Source organism: Desulfonatronum zhilinae (assembly GCF_900182865.1).
In the GTDB taxonomy this organism is placed as follows: domain Bacteria; phylum Desulfobacterota; class Desulfovibrionia; order Desulfovibrionales; family Desulfonatronaceae; genus Desulfonatronum; species Desulfonatronum lacustre.
Genome location: NZ_FXUJ01000003.1, coordinates 179,813 through 197,235, shown reverse-complemented (window position 1 = coordinate 197,235; position 17,423 = coordinate 179,813). Strand labels below are relative to the sequence as shown.

Here is a 17,423-nt window from a genome sequence, read left to right as displayed (position 1 = left end):
GATCATTGCCTGAAGCAGGGAGCTCGCTCACCCCAGACAACTTTGGCTTGAAAAACAGGAGGTAGCGTTGATGAAGCCAGGGGTGCACCCTCCGTCTCGCGCAGACCGACGACAGCTTGGGCATTGTTTTCAAAATCACTGTGGCTTTGTATCGAAATGGTTTCGCCAAGCAAGGTTTCGGCGAGATAGTCGATGCGGATGGAGCGGAGTTGGTGGCGTTCATGGTGCTCTTGATCGAAACTGTCCAGAATCCAGCGCACGTAGGCCGCGTTGTTGACATGCCGGTTGACGTCCAGGTCGCTGTACGGCACGACCACCCGGCACAGTTCCGACACATCGGAAACGGCGGATTGTTTTCCCAAGACGTCACCCTCCACGTCCGGCTCGTCGGGCAGGACGAGGTGCTCCAGAAACGGACCTGGACGGACCGGTCGATGCTTTGCCGCATCCAGAATCACCCAGGCAGAAATGCCCGAGCCGAATTCTTCGCCACCCGGATCCAGAAGGCGAAAGTGGCGCAGCGCGAAAAGCCGGTGCACCCCCTGAGGCCAAGTGCGGACCACAAGTTCTTGTCCCCAGGCCGGATACCGCCGGATGCGCATCCAGCAGCGCGAAAGCACCCAGAAGCATCCTTGCGCGTCCAGGTGTTCCCGACCCACGCCGAGATCCCGGGCGTGATGCCCGGCAGCCTCCTGAAAACAACCGAACAGGGCGTCCAGGCGAGCCAGGCCGAACATGTCCGCCTCGCTGGTCCGCACCCGGAAGGATTCCGTCCAGACCGATCGGCTCACTTGGACTCCGCCTGAGTTTGCTTCTGGGCGAGGATGTCCTTCAAAGCTCCCTCCAACATGCCGAATCGAAAATCAAATCCGGCGTCGGTCAGGACCTTGGGAACGATTTTTGCCCCTTGCAACACGACCTGGGCGACCTCTCCCATGGCTAGTTTCACGGCGAAAGCCGGAACCGGGAAAATCGTCGGCCGACGCAATAGCCCTCCCAGCGCCCTTGTAAAATAGGTATTCGTGGCGGCCTGGGGCGCGCAGCAGTTCACCGGACCGTCCAACTCGTCGTGCCGGGCCATGAACTCCAAGGCCCGGCACAGATCAAGCACGTGAATCCACGGGAACCACTGCTCTCCGCTACCCAGGCGCCCGCCCAGGCCCTTGCGGAAAATCGGAAGCAGCTGGGCCATGGCGCCGCCGTCCGGTCCCAGCACGGTCCCGAACCGGGCAATGACCACCCGGACCCCGAACCCGCGGGCCTTTTCCGCTTCTTCTTGCCATGCCTGAGCCACATCGGCCAGAAATCCCGTGCCTCGCGGCCCGTCCTCGGCATACTCGGCTTTGGAGTCCAACGGGTAGTACCCTACGGCGTTGGCGTTGATCAGAACCGTGCCCTTGCCGTGATCTCCGGCCAGTGCCTGCACGGCCATGCGCGTGGACTGAACCCTGGATTCCAGAATCTCCTTTTTGGTCATGTCGTTCCAGCGGGTCATGATCGACCGGCCAACCAGGTTGATCACCACGTCCGCCTGGCCGGCCCGGCCCTGCCAGTCTCCGGGCCGCATCGGGTCGCCAATGACGGTCCGGCATTCGGAAGGGATTCGTTCCAAGCTTTTCGCACTTCGTCCCAGGACTTCCACGTCATGACCTTGTTGCAATAACGAGTTGATCAAATGCTTGCCGACGAAACCGGTTCCGCCCAGAATGAAAAAACGCATGAATCCTCCAGTATCTGTTGGTTTCTGATTACAAGGCAGCCCGGCTCACCGGAGCATGGGGAATACCTTCGTGGGCCAGCAGGTAGTGTTTCATATCCAAACCGGGGCCAAAGCCCGTCAATTGGCCGGAGCGTCCCAGCACCCTGTGGCAGGGAAACAGCAAGGGCCACGGGTTACGGGCCATGACTCGCCCTACGGCCCTGGCGGCCTTGGGATGCCCGCATTCCGCCGCCAATCGGCCGTAGCTGAGCCAAGCTCCGGTCGGCAAGGCGCGCAAGCGCCGTAAAACCTTCCAGGCGAAGTCGCTCAAACCGTCTCCGGCCAGCGGAACTTCCGGCCAAGCCGGCTCCTCCTTGGCCAGGTAGCGGGCCAGACTGTTCCGGAACGGCTCGGCCCAAGGGGTGGTCAAGGCGGATCGCGGCCCGGCACCCGACCTCTCCGACCATTCCAGGGATATGGATTCCAGACGGTCCCCCCGCCACGTCAGATTAAGAAAAAACGGATCGACCCGGATGCTGTCCCGTGTTGGCATGATGAATTCTCCTTGTCGCAAAAGTCTCGCCCGTCAGGAACTCGGAAAGTTCCGACCTTGCCGCGCGTCCTCGGATTCCATGCGTCGGCGCAGCGTATCCAGGACGTCCCGCTTGTCCCCGGCCCATTGCGGAGCCAGGAGTTCGTCGGACAAAGGGTCCGCGTTCAGACGATGCACGATGATGTCCGGTCTGAGCAGTTCCAGCCCCGCGATCACGGACTGAACGTAGGCATCTTTTGTCGGCGGGATGTAGCCGCCGTTTCGCCAGATCGTCTCCAGTGAGCTGCCCGCGGCCACGAAAAGATTGTGAAACTTGATGCCCGCGACTGGCAATCGATTCACCTGGCGGATGGTTTCCAAAAAATCGACATCGTTTTCCCCGGGCAGCCCATGTATGACGTGGGCGCAGACCGACAGCCCCCGGGCATGGGCCCGGCCCACGCACCGGGCGAAGCAGGCAAAGTCGTGGCCGCGATTGATGCGCCGTAAGGTTCGATCATTGGCGGATTGCAGCCCGATGTCCAGCCAGACTTCGGCAAAGCCACAGTCCGCGATGCATCGCAGTTTTTCATCATCCAAACAATCCGGACGGGTTCCCAGGCCGACCAGACGAACTCCGGGCAGGTCGGCCAACTCGTCCATCAACCGCCGGACCCGGCTCAACGGACCATACGTGTTGGAAAAGGATTGCAGATAGGCCCAAAAAGCGTCCGTCTTGTATTTTTGCCCCAAGCGCCGGGTCAAGGAAACCCATTGCTCGGCCAGGGACAAGCCGCGATCAAACAGGCCGGTGCCCGAGCCGGATGGATTGCAGAACAGGCAACCGCTTCGGGAAAGAAGACCGTCTCGGTTCGGGCAGGTGGAACCGGCGTCCAGGGGAATTTTCCGCACTCGGACGCCGTATTTTGTCCGTAAATAGGCGGAAAGGGAGTTGTAGCGGAAGGAGAGCACAGCGGGATCGATTTGGGAAGATTTCGCGGGGAGGGCGCGAAGCCGACTCGCCGCCTTGCTTGCACCCACCATATTTGCTAGATTCTCTGACTTTGCGCGCTCGTCGCGACGTCATCCTATATTATCCCCAAGCGAGGGTCTATGTCGAGAATTCTGGATATCCTGCTGGGTCCGTTTTCCAGCGATCTGGCGATTGATTTGGGCACCGCCAACACCTGCGTCTACGTCAAGGGCAAGGGCATCGTGCTCCGCGAACCCTCCGTGGTCGCCGTGAAGAAGGACAACCGCGGCCAGAACAAGGTTTTGGCCGTGGGTGCCGAGGCCAAACGGATGCTTGGCAGGACTCCCGGGAACATCGAGGCCATTCGTCCCATGAAGGATGGGGTCATCGCGGACTTCGAAATCACCGAGGCCATGCTCCGCCACTTCATTTCCAAGGTTCATAACCGTCGTCATCTGGTGCGGCCGCGGATCATCGTCTGCGTGCCCACGGGCATCACCCAGGTGGAAAAACGAGCCGTGCGTGAATCCGCGCAAAGCGCCGGAGCACGGGAAGTCTACCTGATCGAGGAGCCGATGGCCGCGGCAATCGGCGCCAACCTGCCCGTCACCGAGCCGACTTCCAACATGGTCGTGGACATCGGCGGCGGTACCACCGAAGTGGCCGTCATTTCTCTCTCCGGCGTGGTGTACAGCAAGTCCGTGCGCATGGGCGGGGACAAGATGGACGAGTCCATCATGCAGCACCTGAAGCGTAAATATAACATGCTCATCGGAGAAAGTTCGGCGGAGCAGATCAAGATGCGCCTCGGCTCGGCCTATCCGCTGGACAAGGAAGAAGAAATGGAGGTCAAGGGACGGGATCTGGTCACGGGCATTCCCCAGAATATTTTGATCACGTCCGAGGAGGTCCGCAAAGCCTTGGCCGACCAGGTGGACGTCATCGTCCAGGCGGTGCGCATCGCCCTTGAGCAGACCCCTCCCGAGCTTGCCGCGGACATCGTCGACCGCGGCATTGTTTTGACCGGAGGCGGCGCCCTGCTCCGCGGGCTGGACAACCTGCTGCGCGAAGAGACCTCGTTGCCCATCACCGTTGTCGACGACCCGCTTTCCGCGGTGGTGCTGGGCTCGGGCAAAGCACTGGACAGCCTGGATATTTTGCGAGAGGTAACCATCGATTAGCCTATTTCCCGTCCGCTCCAAGCGATTCATAGCTTTTTTGCTCCTGATCATCTTTCTGCTTCTGAGCATTTATACCTGGAACTGGCGTACCGGCGTCCTGGATGGGATCACGGGAAAGACCGGCCTGGAAATCGTGGCCTGGGTTTCGTTTCCCCTGCGATGGACCGGGGAACAGGTCCGTTCCTCTTGGGATTCCTACGTCAACTTGGGAGAGGTGCGCCAGGAGAATGAACGGCTGTGGGCCAAGGTCACCGATCTCTATCTGCAATTGTCCCGGTTGCATGAGGAGGCCGCCGAGGTCAACCGCCTGCGCGCCCTGCACGATTTTCAGCCGCCCGAGGACTGGACTCTGGAAGGCGGGCGAGTGGTGGCCGCGCGATTCGGACCGCACGCCGTGGTGGAATCCTTGCTGGTGGACAAGGGAACCCGGGTCGGCGTGGTCGAAAACACCCCCGTGATCACCCCCCTGGGAGTCGTGGGGCGGGTGCTGCGCGGATCCCCCACCTTTTCCAACGTACTCTTGATCACCGATCCCAACAGTAAAGTGGCGATCATGGGCCGCGACCACCGCACGCAGGGCATCCTGGTGGGCAATGGGCCGCAACGGGAACTGCAAATGCAGTACGTCCCGTTGAACGACCTGCTCCAGGAGGGTGAAATCCTCGTCACCTCCGGCATGGACGGCGTTTTTCCCAAGGGATTGCCCGTGGCCCGGGTCCAGCGCATCGAACGGCCCAGCACCTCTTTGTTCCAAGTAGTGGAGGCCGCGCCGCTCGTGGACTTGCGCAACCTGGAGGAAGTATTCCTGGTGCTGAACCTTACCCCGGTCATCGAAGAATAGACGTGCTTTCCGTCATCGGCGTGACCCCGATTCGCATTTTTTGGGTCGTCTTCTTCGTTTTGGCGGTTTGGCTTCAACTGTTTTTCCCCGGAACGGACTTTTTCGTGTCCGGCATCATTCTCTGCCTGCAGCGTGAACGATTCAGGCATGTCCTCGCGCTGATCCTCCCGGCGCTTTTGATCCAGGAAGGCGCGGGAGCTCTGGTGTTCGGGGCCGGGCTCCTGCGGTACGGGGGCCTGGTCGGCATGTTCCTGATCGGGCGCGGTCTGTTCGAAGCCCGCAGTCCGGTCTTCATCCTGCTGCTGGCCGCCGCCTTTGCCCTCGCGCAGATGATCATCCTGCATACCATGGCCGGCCTCCAGTCCATGAACATCCAAGGACAGCGCCTATTCTTGGAAAGTTTGACCATGTTCGCGACGACCGTACTAGGCTGGTGGCTTCTAGACGCCGTTTACCGTTTCATCTCCCGCCATGCATCTCAATCGTGACGCCGAGCCTCAGCAGTTTCCGAAGAACGGCCTGCTGTTTCTGCAGCTGCTGGTGCTGGGAATATTCGTCGTCTTCGCCCTCCGCTTCTGGTATCTGCAACTGCATCGGGGCCAGGAGTTCGCGGACCGGGCCGAAAACAACCGCATCCGCCAGCAGCAGGTTTACGCTCCACGCGGCCTGATCAGGGACCGGAGCGGAGCGTTGTTGGCCGTGAACGAACCGGCCTACGCCCTGGCCATCGTTCGCGAGGACTCCCAGGACATCCCCGCAGCCCTCCGACGAATCAGCGATTGGCTGGACCTGGACCTGGACCATCTCCAGGAGACTTTTGAAAAGGGACGCCCGAGAATCCGGCGGTTCGAGCCACAAATCCTGGTCCACTCTCTGACCTTCGAGCAACTGGCCACCATCGAAGCCAACACCATGACCTGGCCGGAACTGAAAATCGTCACCAAGCCGAGACGATCTTATCCTCAGGGTCCGTTGTTGGCCCACGTCATCGGGTACGTGGCCGAGGCCAACGAACAGGAAATGAACGTCGATCCGGACCTGACCCTGGGCGACAGCGTCGGCAAGAAAGGGATCGAGTTCACCATGGAAACGGTTCTGCGGGGTCAAAAGGGGCTGCGCCAGGTAGACGTGGACGCCGCCGGACGCCAGTTGGGGACCGCGTTGTTGGTCCCTCCTGAAGCCGGAGGCGACGTTCGGCTGAGCATCGACCTGGAGCTGCAGGAATTCATCGACCAGACCTTGGGCGAGCATGTCGGCTCGGTGATCGTCATGGAGGCCGACACCGGCCAGGTGTTGGCCCTGGTCAGCAAACCGGCCTTCGACAACAATATGTTCGTCTCTGGGTTAAGCCACGCGGATTGGGCCCTGCTCCGGGACAACCCAGCCCATCCGTTGCAGAACCGGGCCATCCAGAGCGCGTACCCTCCGGGCTCGGTCTTCAAGCTGGTCATAGCCGGGGCCGCTCTGACGCACCGCATCGCCGTGCCCACGGACCGGGTCTTCTGCTCCGGCGGACTCCGGCTGGGCAATCGCTTGTTCCGCTGCTGGGAACGACGCGGGCACGGCTGGATGGACATGAACCAGGGGCTGGTCCAATCCTGCGACGTTTACTTCTACACCCTCGGGGACAAACTGGGCGTGGACCGGATGCACCCCTATGCCGTGGAAAGCGGGTTCGGCGTGCGCACCGGGATCGACCTGCCCCACGAGTCCATGGGCTTGGTCCCCAGCCGCGATTGGAAGCGCCGCCGCTTCAATGAACCCTGGCATGGAGGAGAAAACCTGAATATGTCCATCGGACAGGGCTACATGCTGACCACGCCGCTCCAACTGGCCAGATACACCGCGGCCCTGATCAACGGCGGAAAACTGCTCAAGCCCCAACTCCTGGCCAGCGCGTCCCCGGATGTGCGGGGAGAGCTGCCCTTGCAGGCCGGACACCGGGAATTTCTTGTCCAGACCATGGTCAACACCGTCGAAGGTTCGAGAGGCACGGCGAGACGGATCGCCAAGCCCGGCGTGCGCCTCGGGGCCAAGACCGGCACGGCCCAGGTGGTTCGACTGATGAGCGAGTTCGAGCGGGCCAAGCTCAAGGATATCCCGTACCATCTCCGCGACCATGCCTGGATGAACTCTTTCGGCCAGCGGGACGGACGCAACTACGTCATCGTGGCCATGGTCGAACACGGCGGAGGCGGAGGTTCCACCGCCGGACCAATCATCAAATCCATTTACGACTACCTGTTCCCTGACCCCCAAAAGGTGGAAGAAGCCCGTGACCCTGATTGATCGCCGCCTGATCACCCACTTCGACTGGGCCTTGGCCGGCTTCGCCATGGCCCTGTTCGCCCTGGGAGTCGTCAACCTCTACTCCGCCAGCGGGTTTCGGATGGAGGAGGGCATCACCCTGACCTCCTTTTATCGCAAGCAACTTTACTGGGGCATGATCGGACTGGCCGGAATGATCGCCTTCCTGGTCTTCGATTATCGTCACTTGCGGATGCTGGCCTGGCCGTTGTTCGTGGCCACCGTGGTCGCCCTGGTCGCGACCCTGCTTTGGGGCAAGACCATCATGGGGGCCCGGCGTTGGCTGGATTTGGGTCTTTTCAACTTCCAATCCAGTGAATTCGCCAAAATTTCCCTGCTGATCCTCGCCGCCAAACTGCTTTCCCGGGACCAGGGCAAGCTTGACTGGGGTCGGCTTCTGATTCTCGGCGGCATCGGACTTGTGCCGGCGCTCCTGGTGATCAAGCAGCCGGATCTCGGCTCGGCCGTCACCCTGCTGCTGATCCTGGGCGGCATGGCCCTGTTCCGCGGAGTTCGCGGCTCGGTGCTCAAAGTGGCGGCCCTACTTGTTCCGGCGTCCCTCCCCCTGGGCTGGTATCTGCTGCACGACTATCAGCGTCAGCGCATTCTCGGCTTCCTCGACCCAGGTAACGATCCGTTGGGTGCCGGATACCATATTATCCAGTCGCAGATCGCGGTGGGCTCCGGGCAGCTATGGGGTCGGGGCTTTTTGGAGGGGACCCAAAGTCAATTGCGATTTTTGCCGGAAAAGCATACTGACTTCGCGTTGGCCGTGTTTGGAGAGGAATGGGGGTTTATCGGTTGTCTGGTCCTCTTGATTCTGATTTCCCTGTTCCTGTTGAGCATCATCCGAACCGCGGCCGAGGCCAAGGACGGGTTCGGCTGTTATCTGGCCGTGGGCATCTTTTTCTATTTTTTCTGGCAAATAGTCGTCAACATGGGCATGGTACTGGGGTTGATGCCCGTGGTGGGCATTCCCCTTCCGCTGATCAGCTACGGCGGCACGTCGACCTTGACCAGCTTCTGCTTGATCGGTCTCGTGCTCAATGTCTCCATGCGTCGCTTTTTTTTCAAAAAATGATCAACCCGGAGAGCATCAATCCATGTGTGCGCTCTTTTCAAAAGACACCAATAAAGGAACTCCAGCCATGGCCAAAGACGAGATCAACGCCTTCCTGGGCTCTGGAACGTCGTACGAAGGAAAACTTCACTTTCAAGGGGCGGTACGCATCGACGGGGCCTTTCTCGGAAGAATCGATTCGCAAGGCACCCTGATCGTCGGACAGGACGCCAAGATCGACGGCGAAGTCGCCGTGGGCAGTCTGATCCTCAGCGGCCTGCTGAACGGACGCGTCACGGCGGAGGACAAAATCGTCCTGCACAAGACGGCCCGGCTGCAAGGTTCGGTACGTGCTCCGACCTTGATCATCGAGGAAGGAGCGGTCCTGGACGGCGACGTGGTGATGTCCGCAACCGCCACCGAGACCGTCGCCGAACTCCCAATGCCTCGAGAAGATTCCGAATCATCTTCTTGAGTCAAACAGAGTACGTGAAAAAAATGAAAACCTTTTGACAGAGAACGTAAAATTCGGTAGAGGCCGTTTGGCTTGCACTAAAATTCACATACTCACCCGGAGGGCAGACTATGATTGATGTCAACATTTCCATGCTCATTCAGCTGATCAATTTCTTCATTGTTCTGGCTGTGCTCAACGCAATCCTCTATCGGCCGATCCGGGCGGTCATCAAGAAGCGCGCCCAACGCTTGTCGGCGCAGCTGCGTGACGTGGAGAACTTCACGGCTCAAGCTCAAGAAAAAATGGCGGCCTATACCGGCGCTCTGACCGTTGCCCAGCAACAGGGCGTGGAAATCCGCTCCCAGTTCAAGGCCGAAGGATACCAGGAAGAGGCCACGTTGCTGGACGGGGCCAACAAGTCAGCGGCTCAAGAATTGAAGGCGGCTCGCGAGGACGCCGCGGCGCAGGTGCGCGCCGGCAAGAAGACCCTGACATCCCGAGTCGACGGGTTCGCCCGGCAGGTCACGGAAAAAGTCGTTAGCTGGGCCGTGTAACCGCAATCAATCGTAAGGAGGGCTTGGAGTTGAAACGCATTACGATCTGTTGGATCACGTTTGCAATGGTGCTCGTGAGCGCCGCAGCGGCCTGGGCGGCCGGCGAAGCGGGCGACATGGCCAAGTGGAAGGATTTCATGTGGCGGGTGATCAACTTCATCATCTTCGTCGGAATCCTTTATTGGGCCGCCGGAAAGCGCATCGGCCAGTTGCTTACCTCCCGGCGGGAAAAAATTCGGGACGATCTCATCGACATGGATCAACGCCGCATTGATGCCGATAAAAAATTGCGGGAAGTCGAAGCCCAGATCAAGGACCTGGACGCCGAGCGCGAACGGGTGCTTGCCGACTTCCAGAGCCAGGGAGAGACGCTGAAGCGAACCATCATCGCCCAAGCACATGAAAAAGCGGCGCAGATCAAGGCCCAGGCCGAAACGGCCGCAACCCAGGAATACAAGCTGGCCACGGAACGACTCCGCGAGGAGCTGGCCGACATGGTTGTGGAAACAGCCGAGAAAATGATCCAAAGCCAGTTGACCAAGGAAGGCCATGAAAAATTGATCCAACAATCCTTAACAAGGGTGGTGCTGCATTGATTGGAAACATCGTGGCGCGCAGATACGCCCGGGCTCTCTTCTCCTTGGGCGTGCCCCAGGGGGACGCGGAACTTGTCGCCTACGGCAAGGACCTCTCCGGGTTGGCCAAGGCATTGAACGAGTCGCCGCAGTTGGACCGCATATTCCGCAATCCCGTCTTCAAGGTGGAAGAAAAGAAGGCTGTGGTCAACGCGATTCTTTCAAAGATCAAAGCCAAGCAGATGGTCGTCAACTTCTGTCATCTGCTGGCGGACAACAACAGACTGGGATTTCTGGCGGACATCCAGGCCTACTATGCTGAGTTGCTGGACGAGCACCAAGGCGTGGCCCGAGGCCGAATGATCACGGCCATCAACCTGGAGCCGGAAATTCAAAAAAAGCTCAAGAAATCGCTGGAGGAAAAGACCAGCCGCCAGTTGATTCTCGATTATGCCGTGGACCCGCAAATTTTGGGGGGACTCGTGTTGAAGATTGGGGACAGGGTACTGGATGCCAGCCTTCGGGCCCAACTGGTCGCGATGAAAGAAACCATCAAGAGGGGTGAGTAACGGCCATGCAGATCAAAGCAGATGAAATCAGCAAAATTATTGAGAGCCAGATTCAGAATTACGAACAGCGCGTGGAAATGAGCGAAACCGGCGTCGTCCTCTCCGTTGGCGACGGAATCGCTCGCGTCTACGGCGTTGAAAACGCCATGGCCATGGAGCTGCTGGAATTCCCCGGCGGCGTCTACGGCATGGTATTGAACCTCGAAGAGGACAACGTCGGCGTCGCGCTGTTGGGCGAAGTCACGAACATCAAGGAAGGCGACACGGTCAAGCGGACCGGACGGATTTTCTCCGTGCCCGTAGGCGACGCGGTGGTCGGCCGGGTCATCGACCCCTTGGGAAATCCCCTGGACGGTCTAGGACCCATCGAAGCCAAGGAAATCCGGAAAGTTGAAATCAAGGCTCCCGGCATCGTGGCCAGGAAGTCCGTTCACGAGCCCATGTACACCGGGCTGAAGGCCATCGACGCCATGACCCCCATCGGTCGCGGACAGCGCGAACTGGTCATCGGCGACCGTCAGATCGGGAAAACAGCTCTCTGCCTGGACGCCATCCTGGCCCAGAAGGAAAGCGACATCCACTGCTTTTACGTGGCCATCGGCCAGAAGAAGTCCACCGTCGCCCTGGTCGTGGACACCCTGCGCAAATACGGTGCCATGGAATACACCACGGTCATCTCCGCCACGGCTTCCGAACCGGCCTCCCTGCAGTACATCGCGGCCTACTCCGGCTGCACCATGGCCGAATACTACCGGGACAGCGGCAAGCACTCTCTGATTATTTACGATGACCTTTCCAAGCAGGCCGTGGCCTACCGCCAGATGTCCCTGCTGCTGCGTCGTCCTCCGGGACGTGAAGCCTTCCCCGGCGACATCTTCTACAACCACTCCCGCCTGCTGGAGCGCTCCGCCAAGGTCAACGACGCCATGGGCGCCGGTTCCCTTACCGCCCTGCCGATCATCGAAACCCAGGCCGGCGACGTCTCCGCTTACATTCCGACCAACGTCATCTCCATCACCGACGGTCAGGTATACCTGGAACCCAGTCTGTTCTACGCTGGCGTTCGTCCGGCCATCAACGTCGGGTTGTCCGTCTCCCGCGTGGGCGGCGCCGCCCAGATCAAGGCCATGAAGCAGGTCGCCGGAACCTTGCGCCTGGATTTGGCCCAGTACCGCGAATTGGCCGCCTTCGCCCAGTTCGGTTCCGACCTGGACAAGTCCACCCAGCAGCGCCTCAATCGCGGCATGAGACTGGTTGAACTTCTGAAGCAGCCTCAGTATCAGCCCATGACCGTGGCTGAACAGGTCATTTCCTTGTACGCCGGAACCCGCGGCCTGATGGACGACCTCCCGGTGTCCGCAGTGTTCAAGTTTGAGACCGAACTGCAAGAGTACATGCGCAACCAGCGTCCCGATATTCTGGACGACATCAAGACCAAGCAGGCCCTGGACGCGGATCTTGAAGCCAAGCTGCGTGAAGCCATCGAGACGATGAAGAAGACCTTTCAGGCTGAATAACCATTGAGGAGAGTACAATGGCTTCTTTGAAGGACATTCAGCGCAAGATCGGCGGGGTCAAGAAAACCAAGCAGATCACCAAGGCCATGAACATGGTGGCCTCGGCGAAATTGCGCAAGGCTCAGCAACGCATTGAGCAGTTCAGACCATATGCGGACAAGTTCTACGAGATGCTCACGGATTTGAGCGGCCGCACGGACACCTCGGCTCACCCGTTGCTTGAGGTGCGCGAGGCAATCAAAAAAGTCGTGATCGTCCTGGTCACAGCGGACCGCGGATTGTGCGGCAGCTTTAACGTCAACCTGATCACCAAGGCCCGTAAGCTGGCGGCGGAGAAAGAAGCCGTCGGCAAAGAAGTGGAGATCGTCTGCGTCGGAAAAAAGGGACGGGACGTGATGCGCAAGCAACCGTGGCCCATCCGTGCTGATCACGTCAACGTGATGAACACCTTCGACTTCACCCTGGGCACGGAACTGGGCACAAGCCTGATGAACGGATATTTGAACCACGAGTTCGATGAAGTGATCATCGTCTTCGGAAAATTCATCAGTTTTGCCAAGCAGGAGGTCGTCTCCCTGCGTGTTCTGCCCATCGCTTCGGAAGCAGCCGAGGTGGAGGAAGTTCAGGGACCCGCCAGCGAGTACATTTACGAACCGTCGGTGGAAGGCATTCTCGCCGAATTGCTGCCTCGTTTCGTAAACGTGCAGATCTACAGAGGGCTTCTGGATACGAACGCCAGCGAACATGCCGCTCGGATGCGGGCCATGGACAACGCGACGAAAAATTGTGACGAATTGTCGAAATCTTTGACGTTGGTCTATAACAAGGCCAGGCAAAGCGCCATTACCACAGAGCTGATGGATATCGTCGGCGGCGCTGAAGCTCTGAAATCAGCCTAAAGAGGGGGCGTAGTAGATGAGTGAACTTATGGAAGGAAAGGTGGCGCAAGTCATTGGGCCAGTCGTGGACGTGGCCTTTCCGGAAGGAAAGTTGCCCAACATTTTAAGTGCGTTGGAAATCAACAACACCAACAATGAAGACGCTCCCGACCTGGTGGTCGAAGTGGCGCAGCATCTTGGAAACAACCTGGTCCGCTGCATTGCCATGGACGCCACGGACGGTCTGGTTCGGGGCAACGTGGCCAAGGCCACCGGCAAGCCGATCATGATTCCCGTCGGCAAGCCCGCTCTTGGTCGCATCATGAACGTCGTCGGTCGTCCCGTGGATGAACTCGGTCCCATCGACTCCACGAAAATGATGCCCATCCACCGGGCGGCACCCAGCTTCACCGAGCAGAGCACCAAGGTTGAACTGCTGGAAACCGGTGTAAAGGTCATCGACTTGCTGATCCCCTTTCCCAAGGGCGGCAAGATCGGCATGTTCGGCGGCGCCGGCGTGGGAAAGACCGTTATCTTGATGGAGATGATCAATAACATCGCCAAGCAGCACGGCGGTATTTCCGTGTTTGCCGGTGTTGGCGAACGGACTCGTGAAGGGAACGACCTGTACCACGAAATGAAAGACGCCGGAGTTATCGAAAAAGCCGTGTTGATCTACGGCCAGATGAACGAGCCTCCAGGAGCCCGGGCCCGCGTCGCGCTGACCGCTCTGGCCTCCGCGGAATACTTCCGCGACGAGGAAGGCCAGGACGTGCTGCTCTTCGTGGACAACATCTTCCGGTTCACCCAGGCAGGTTCCGAGGTCTCCGCGCTTCTGGGCCGGATGCCCTCCGCGGTGGGGTATCAGCCGACTTTGGGCACGGACCTTGGTGAACTCCAGGAACGGATCACCTCCACCACCAAGGGGTCCATCACATCGGTGCAGGCCGTATACGTTCCCGCCGACGACTTGACCGACCCCGCGCCGGCCACCACCTTTGCCCACTTGAACGGAACCATCGTTCTTTCGCGACAGATCGCGGAGTTGGGCATTTATCCGGCGGTGGACCCGCTGGACTCCACGTCCAGCATTCTGGACCCGCTTGTTCTGGGCAACGAGCACTACGATACCGCTCGGCAGTTGCAGATGATCCTTCAGAAGTACAAGGATCTGCAGGACATCATCGCCATTCTGGGCATGGACGAACTGTCCGACGATGATAAGCTCACCGTGTCCCGTGCCCGGAAAATCCAGCGCTTCCTGTCCCAGCCCTTCTTCGTCGCCGCGCAGTTCACCGGCAAGGAAGGCCGCTATGTGAAGCTGGAGGATACCATTCGCGGATTCAAGGAAATCATCGAAGGCAAGCACGACGATATCTCTGAACAGGCCTTCTACATGGTCGGCACCATTGAGGAAGCGTTGGAAAACGCGAAGAACTTCTAAGCTGGAAGGTGGCAGATTATGGCCAAGACCATACACTTGGAAATCGTCACTCCCGACCGGAAGCTGCTCAGTGAGGACGTCGAGTTTGTCGGTGCTCCGGGGTACAACGGCGAGTTCGGCATCCTGCCGGACCACGCGCCCTTTCTGTCGGCCCTGGGCGTCGGCAGTCTGCACTACAACAAGGACGGACGAAAGCACTGGATTTTTCTCTCCGGCGGCTTTGCCGAAGTTTCCTCGAACAAGATAAGCGTCCTGGCGGAAGTGGCCGAGCGGGCCGAGGAGATCGACCTGGAACGGGCCAGAAAGGCCAGGGAGCGAGCCGAAAATCGGCTCGTCGAACAAAAGGCCCAGATCGACTTCGCCAGAACCCAGGCGGCCCTCCAACGCGCTCTGGCGCGAATGAAGACACGCAACCTGGCTGTCTAGTCTCTTCAGCCAAACGAACCAAAACCGGCACCAATAGTGACATTGGAAGCCGGATATGACGAAAGCGGATCAATTGATCCGCTTTCGTTTTTTTGGCGTTCCCATCGCTCATCCTAAACCAGAGCGATGTCGGTCACACGGCGATTCTCCGGACCTGCTCAAAATCGCTCCAGCCCCTCAGGACTTTTTGAATCCCGTCCTGCATCAGCGTCCGCATGCCTTGCGCCATGGCTTGGCGACGCAGTTCCGCGGCCCCGGCCTTGCCTGCTATGAGGGCACGGATTTCAGGGGTGCCCACCAGGAGCTCATGGACTCCCATGCGCCCTTTGTATCCGGAATTTCCGCACGCAGAGCAACCCACCGCTCGATACAGGGGCGGCGGACCGTCGGCCAAGCCCAACTCGCCGACATACTCTTCGCCGTATTGATGCACGATCGCTTCCAGTTCATCGGAAGACGGCGTGTAGGGCGTCTTGCACTTTTCGCAGAGTGTGCGCAGCAAACGTTGGGCCAGAACGCCCAGTACGGCGTCGGAAAAAATGATGGGTTCAATGCCCATGTCCAGAAGTCGAACCAGGGTTTCGGGGGCGGAATTCGTGTGCAGGGTTGAGAAGACCAGGTGCCCGGTGAGCGACGCTTCCACCCCTGCTTGGGCCGTTTCCGCGTCCCGCATTTCGCCGATCATGATCACGTCCGGGTCGGCTCGCAGGAAAGAGCGCAGCGCCGAGGCAAAGGTCATCCCGATCTTGGGCTGGACTTGAAGCTGCTGCAACCCCGGCTGGGTGATCTCCACCGGGTCTTCGGCGGTCCAGATTTTCCGGTCCGGTTTGTTGATATGCCCAAGAACCGCGTGCAGGGTCGTGGTCTTGCCCGAACCGGTGGGGCCGACCACCAGGAAGATGCCGTGGGGTCGTGAAATCAGTTCCAAGGTTCGGTCCATGTTCCCTGGAGACAAGGCCAGTTTCTCCAGGGGCAGGGCCCGGCTTGCGGCCAAGAGCCGCAATACGGCGCTCTCCCCGTTCACCGTGGGCATGGTCACCACGCGCAGCTCCAAAGGAGTGTCGGCCAGACGGACCAGACATTTTCCGTCCTGTGGCTTGCGGCGCTCGGAAATATCCAACCCGGACATGACCTTAATCCGGGCGATGACCGCCCGGACGTGGCTGGCCGGTATCCGCAAGGTCGGACGACACAAGCCGTCCACGCGGTACCGGACCAGGGCCGGAGCAGCCCCTTTTTCCGGTTCAATGTGGATGTCCGAGGCATTCTGGCGGTGGGCTTCCAGGATCAGTTTGTTGACCAACTGAATCACCGTGGCAGTGTTCTCGCTAAGGGTGTCGTCCACGTCTTCCGTCAGCTCACAGGCCCCACCCTCTTCCTCCAGGCGGACAACCAGGTCCGAGATGTCCGCCTCATCCTTGGCCCGCAGATCCTGCCCTAGGTAACGCTGAATGTCTTCGGGCAGCCCAATACGGAAGACGTACCGTTCGGCTTTGACGATCTTCTGGATTTCCGTGATCCGCTGCATGTCCGACGGATTGTCGATCAGAATCACGACCTCGTCCGCGTTCCCGGACAGGGGAATCCAGTTCTGGTTGCGCAGATAGTCCACGGAAACGTGGCGAACCAAGTCCAGGGCCGGGCTCAGGTTCGGATCATGGGCATGAAAGGGCACTTGGTAGAACCGTTCCAGGGAGTGCCCCACTTCGTCGGGCCGCAGACCGGCCTCGTTGATCAGCAGCGTGCAGACATCTCCGCCCTCCTCCTCGACGCGACGACGTACCTGCTCGACTTGCTCCCTGGATATCCGGTTCTTGAGTAGAAGATATTCGAAAGGCCCGTTCGTGCCCTGAAACTCCGCGGAGAATTTTTGTCCAAGGATCGTCGCCAGCTTGACCGCGTTGCGTAGATCGACCTCACAAAATGACGGCCCGGCCGTGCAGTTCAGAAGCTGCACCACGCCGAGCCCGACGCCTTTGTGAGTGATGGGAACTACAACCATGGACCGACTCCGGAAACCGGTCCGCTGATCAAAGCCCATGTTGAAGCGCAAGGCGGGATGGATCCGTTGCAGTTCATCGGCGTCGTATACATCCCGGATCAACAAGTGGGCCTGATTCAATGCCACGTATCCGGCAATGGAGGTGGGGGAGAGCGGGACGCGAATCTCCTTGATCTCATCCCCGCTTTTGAACTTGGAGACGATCACCTGGTCGGCGCGCAAGCGCTGATAGACCGTCAAACGTTCGGCCCGCAATAAGTGCAGCAAAGAGGCTTCGATATCTGGAAGCAGGTCGTGGAAGCGGTCCGCCAGATAAATCCGCTCCACCACGGAATTGAACAGGACCTGGGCATCGCACCCGGATTGCGGGCTTTGGGCGGTCTTGGAGAGAGAATTCTCGCTCATGTT

General features: G+C 59.5%; 18 protein-coding genes. 13 read left to right on the top strand and 5 right to left on the bottom strand.

The window, feature by feature from the left end:
- Positions 1-2: 2 nt before the first annotated feature.
- The 4 genes from AC559A_RS04575 to mnmL are packed head-to-tail and all read right to left on the bottom strand — an operon-like array spanning position 3 to position 3,203.
- Positions 3-791, bottom strand: coding sequence for an acyl-[acyl-carrier-protein] thioesterase (locus AC559A_RS04575; RefSeq protein WP_051434663.1), 789 nt, complete (start codon positions 789-791; stop codon positions 3-5).
- On the bottom strand, positions 788-1,720 hold the full coding sequence (locus tag AC559A_RS04570; RefSeq protein WP_498816497.1) for a TIGR01777 family oxidoreductase: 933 nt from the start codon (positions 1,718-1,720) through the stop codon (positions 788-790). The genes AC559A_RS04575 and AC559A_RS04570 overlap by 4 nt, the downstream gene beginning before the upstream one ends.
- Before the next feature lie 28 nt (positions 1,721-1,748).
- Positions 1,749-2,252: a methylated-DNA--[protein]-cysteine S-methyltransferase gene (locus AC559A_RS04565; protein ID WP_498816495.1), complete on the bottom strand. Its 504-nt coding sequence runs from the start codon at positions 2,250-2,252 to the stop codon at positions 1,749-1,751.
- Positions 2,253-2,285: 33 nt separating this feature from the next.
- A complete protein-coding gene (gene mnmL, locus AC559A_RS04560; RefSeq protein WP_498816494.1) occupies positions 2,286-3,203 on the bottom strand; it encodes a tRNA modification radical SAM protein MnmL/YtqA in 918 nt (305 codons plus the stop codon).
- Positions 3,204-3,344: 141 nt separating this feature from the next.
- Between mnmL and AC559A_RS04555 the strand changes: the two genes are divergently transcribed.
- The 13 genes from AC559A_RS04555 (at position 3,345) to AC559A_RS04495 (ending at position 15,013) form a co-directional block, all read left to right on the top strand.
- Positions 3,345-4,385: a rod shape-determining protein gene (locus AC559A_RS04555; RefSeq protein ID WP_028572778.1), complete on the top strand. Its 1,041-nt coding sequence runs from the start codon at positions 3,345-3,347 to the stop codon at positions 4,383-4,385.
- Positions 4,386-4,422: 37 nt separating this feature from the next.
- A complete protein-coding gene (mreC, locus tag AC559A_RS04550) occupies positions 4,423-5,226 on the top strand; it encodes a rod shape-determining protein MreC (protein ID WP_498816493.1) in 804 nt (267 codons plus the stop codon).
- Positions 5,227-5,228: 2 nt separating this feature from the next.
- Complete coding sequence (locus tag AC559A_RS04545) at positions 5,229-5,714, top strand: hypothetical protein (RefSeq protein ID WP_498816492.1); 486 nt, start codon at positions 5,229-5,231, stop codon at positions 5,712-5,714.
- Positions 5,698-7,515 carry a penicillin-binding protein 2 gene (gene mrdA, locus AC559A_RS04540; protein WP_498816491.1) on the top strand — a complete coding sequence of 606 codons (1,818 nt, stop codon included), beginning with the start codon at positions 5,698-5,700 and terminating at the stop codon, positions 7,513-7,515. Before AC559A_RS04545 ends, mrdA begins: the two co-directional genes overlap by 17 nt.
- Positions 7,502-8,614 carry a rod shape-determining protein RodA gene (gene rodA, locus AC559A_RS04535; RefSeq protein WP_498816490.1) on the top strand — a complete coding sequence of 371 codons (1,113 nt, stop codon included), beginning with the start codon at positions 7,502-7,504 and terminating at the stop codon, positions 8,612-8,614. Before mrdA ends, rodA begins: the two co-directional genes overlap by 14 nt.
- Before the next feature lie 67 nt (positions 8,615-8,681).
- On the top strand, positions 8,682-9,068 hold the full coding sequence (locus tag AC559A_RS04530; protein WP_498816489.1) for a bactofilin family protein: 387 nt from the start codon (positions 8,682-8,684) through the stop codon (positions 9,066-9,068).
- 110 nt (positions 9,069-9,178) lie between these two features.
- Positions 9,179-9,604: a F0F1 ATP synthase subunit B gene (locus AC559A_RS04525; RefSeq protein ID WP_498816487.1), complete on the top strand. Its 426-nt coding sequence runs from the start codon at positions 9,179-9,181 to the stop codon at positions 9,602-9,604.
- A 29-nt stretch (positions 9,605-9,633) separates the two neighbouring features.
- Positions 9,634-10,200 (top strand): F0F1 ATP synthase subunit B, encoded by a 567-nt coding sequence (atpF, locus tag AC559A_RS04520; RefSeq protein WP_498816486.1) that lies wholly within the window; start codon positions 9,634-9,636, stop codon positions 10,198-10,200.
- Positions 10,197-10,748, top strand: a complete 552-nt coding sequence (gene atpH / locus AC559A_RS04515) for an ATP synthase F1 subunit delta (protein ID WP_028572773.1) — start codon at positions 10,197-10,199, stop codon at positions 10,746-10,748. The genes atpF and atpH overlap by 4 nt, the downstream gene beginning before the upstream one ends.
- 5 nt (positions 10,749-10,753) lie before the next feature.
- Positions 10,754-12,265 (top strand): F0F1 ATP synthase subunit alpha, encoded by a 1,512-nt coding sequence (gene atpA / locus AC559A_RS04510; protein WP_028572772.1) that lies wholly within the window; start codon positions 10,754-10,756, stop codon positions 12,263-12,265.
- A gap of 17 nt (positions 12,266-12,282) precedes the next feature.
- Positions 12,283-13,164 (top strand): F0F1 ATP synthase subunit gamma, encoded by an 882-nt coding sequence (locus tag AC559A_RS04505; protein ID WP_498816485.1) that lies wholly within the window; start codon positions 12,283-12,285, stop codon positions 13,162-13,164.
- A 16-nt stretch (positions 13,165-13,180) separates the two neighbouring features.
- Positions 13,181-14,587, top strand: coding sequence for a F0F1 ATP synthase subunit beta (gene atpD, locus AC559A_RS04500; RefSeq protein WP_028572770.1), 1,407 nt, complete (start codon positions 13,181-13,183; stop codon positions 14,585-14,587).
- Between the two features lie 18 nt (positions 14,588-14,605).
- Entirely contained in the window at positions 14,606-15,013 is a 408-nt protein-coding gene (locus AC559A_RS04495) for a F0F1 ATP synthase subunit epsilon (RefSeq protein ID WP_498816483.1), read from the top strand.
- Positions 15,014-15,146: 133 nt separating this feature from the next.
- Here AC559A_RS04495 and AC559A_RS04490 read toward each other — a convergent pair whose 3' ends face one another.
- On the bottom strand, positions 15,147-17,420 hold the full coding sequence (locus AC559A_RS04490) for a GspE/PulE family protein (protein WP_498816481.1): 2,274 nt from the start codon (positions 17,418-17,420) through the stop codon (positions 15,147-15,149).
- Positions 17,421-17,423 lie beyond the last annotated feature (3 nt).

Bases quoted from the DNA above. Each gene is read 5' to 3' on its own strand.
- AC559A_RS04495 (WP_498816483.1), top strand. From the start codon at position 14,606: ATGGCCAAGACCATACACTTGGAAATCGTCACTCCCGACCGGAAGCTG.
- AC559A_RS04570 (WP_498816497.1), bottom strand. From the start codon at position 1,720: ATGCGTTTTTTCATTCTGGGCGGAACCGGTTTCGTCGGCAAGCATTTG.
- AC559A_RS04490 (WP_498816481.1), bottom strand. From the start codon at position 17,420: ATGAGCGAGAATTCTCTCTCCAAGACCGCCCAAAGCCCGCAATCCGGG.
- AC559A_RS04530 (WP_498816489.1), top strand. From the start codon at position 8,682: ATGGCCAAAGACGAGATCAACGCCTTCCTGGGCTCTGGAACGTCGTAC.
- AC559A_RS04565 (WP_498816495.1), bottom strand. From the start codon at position 2,252: ATGCCAACACGGGACAGCATCCGGGTCGATCCGTTTTTTCTTAATCTG.
- atpD (WP_028572770.1), top strand. From the start codon at position 13,181: ATGAGTGAACTTATGGAAGGAAAGGTGGCGCAAGTCATTGGGCCAGTC.
- AC559A_RS04555 (WP_028572778.1), top strand. From the start codon at position 3,345: ATGTCGAGAATTCTGGATATCCTGCTGGGTCCGTTTTCCAGCGATCTG.
- atpA (WP_028572772.1), top strand. From the start codon at position 10,754: ATGCAGATCAAAGCAGATGAAATCAGCAAAATTATTGAGAGCCAGATT.
- AC559A_RS04525 (WP_498816487.1), top strand. From the start codon at position 9,179: ATGATTGATGTCAACATTTCCATGCTCATTCAGCTGATCAATTTCTTC.
- mrdA (WP_498816491.1), top strand. From the start codon at position 5,698: ATGCATCTCAATCGTGACGCCGAGCCTCAGCAGTTTCCGAAGAACGGC.
- AC559A_RS04505 (WP_498816485.1), top strand. From the start codon at position 12,283: ATGGCTTCTTTGAAGGACATTCAGCGCAAGATCGGCGGGGTCAAGAAA.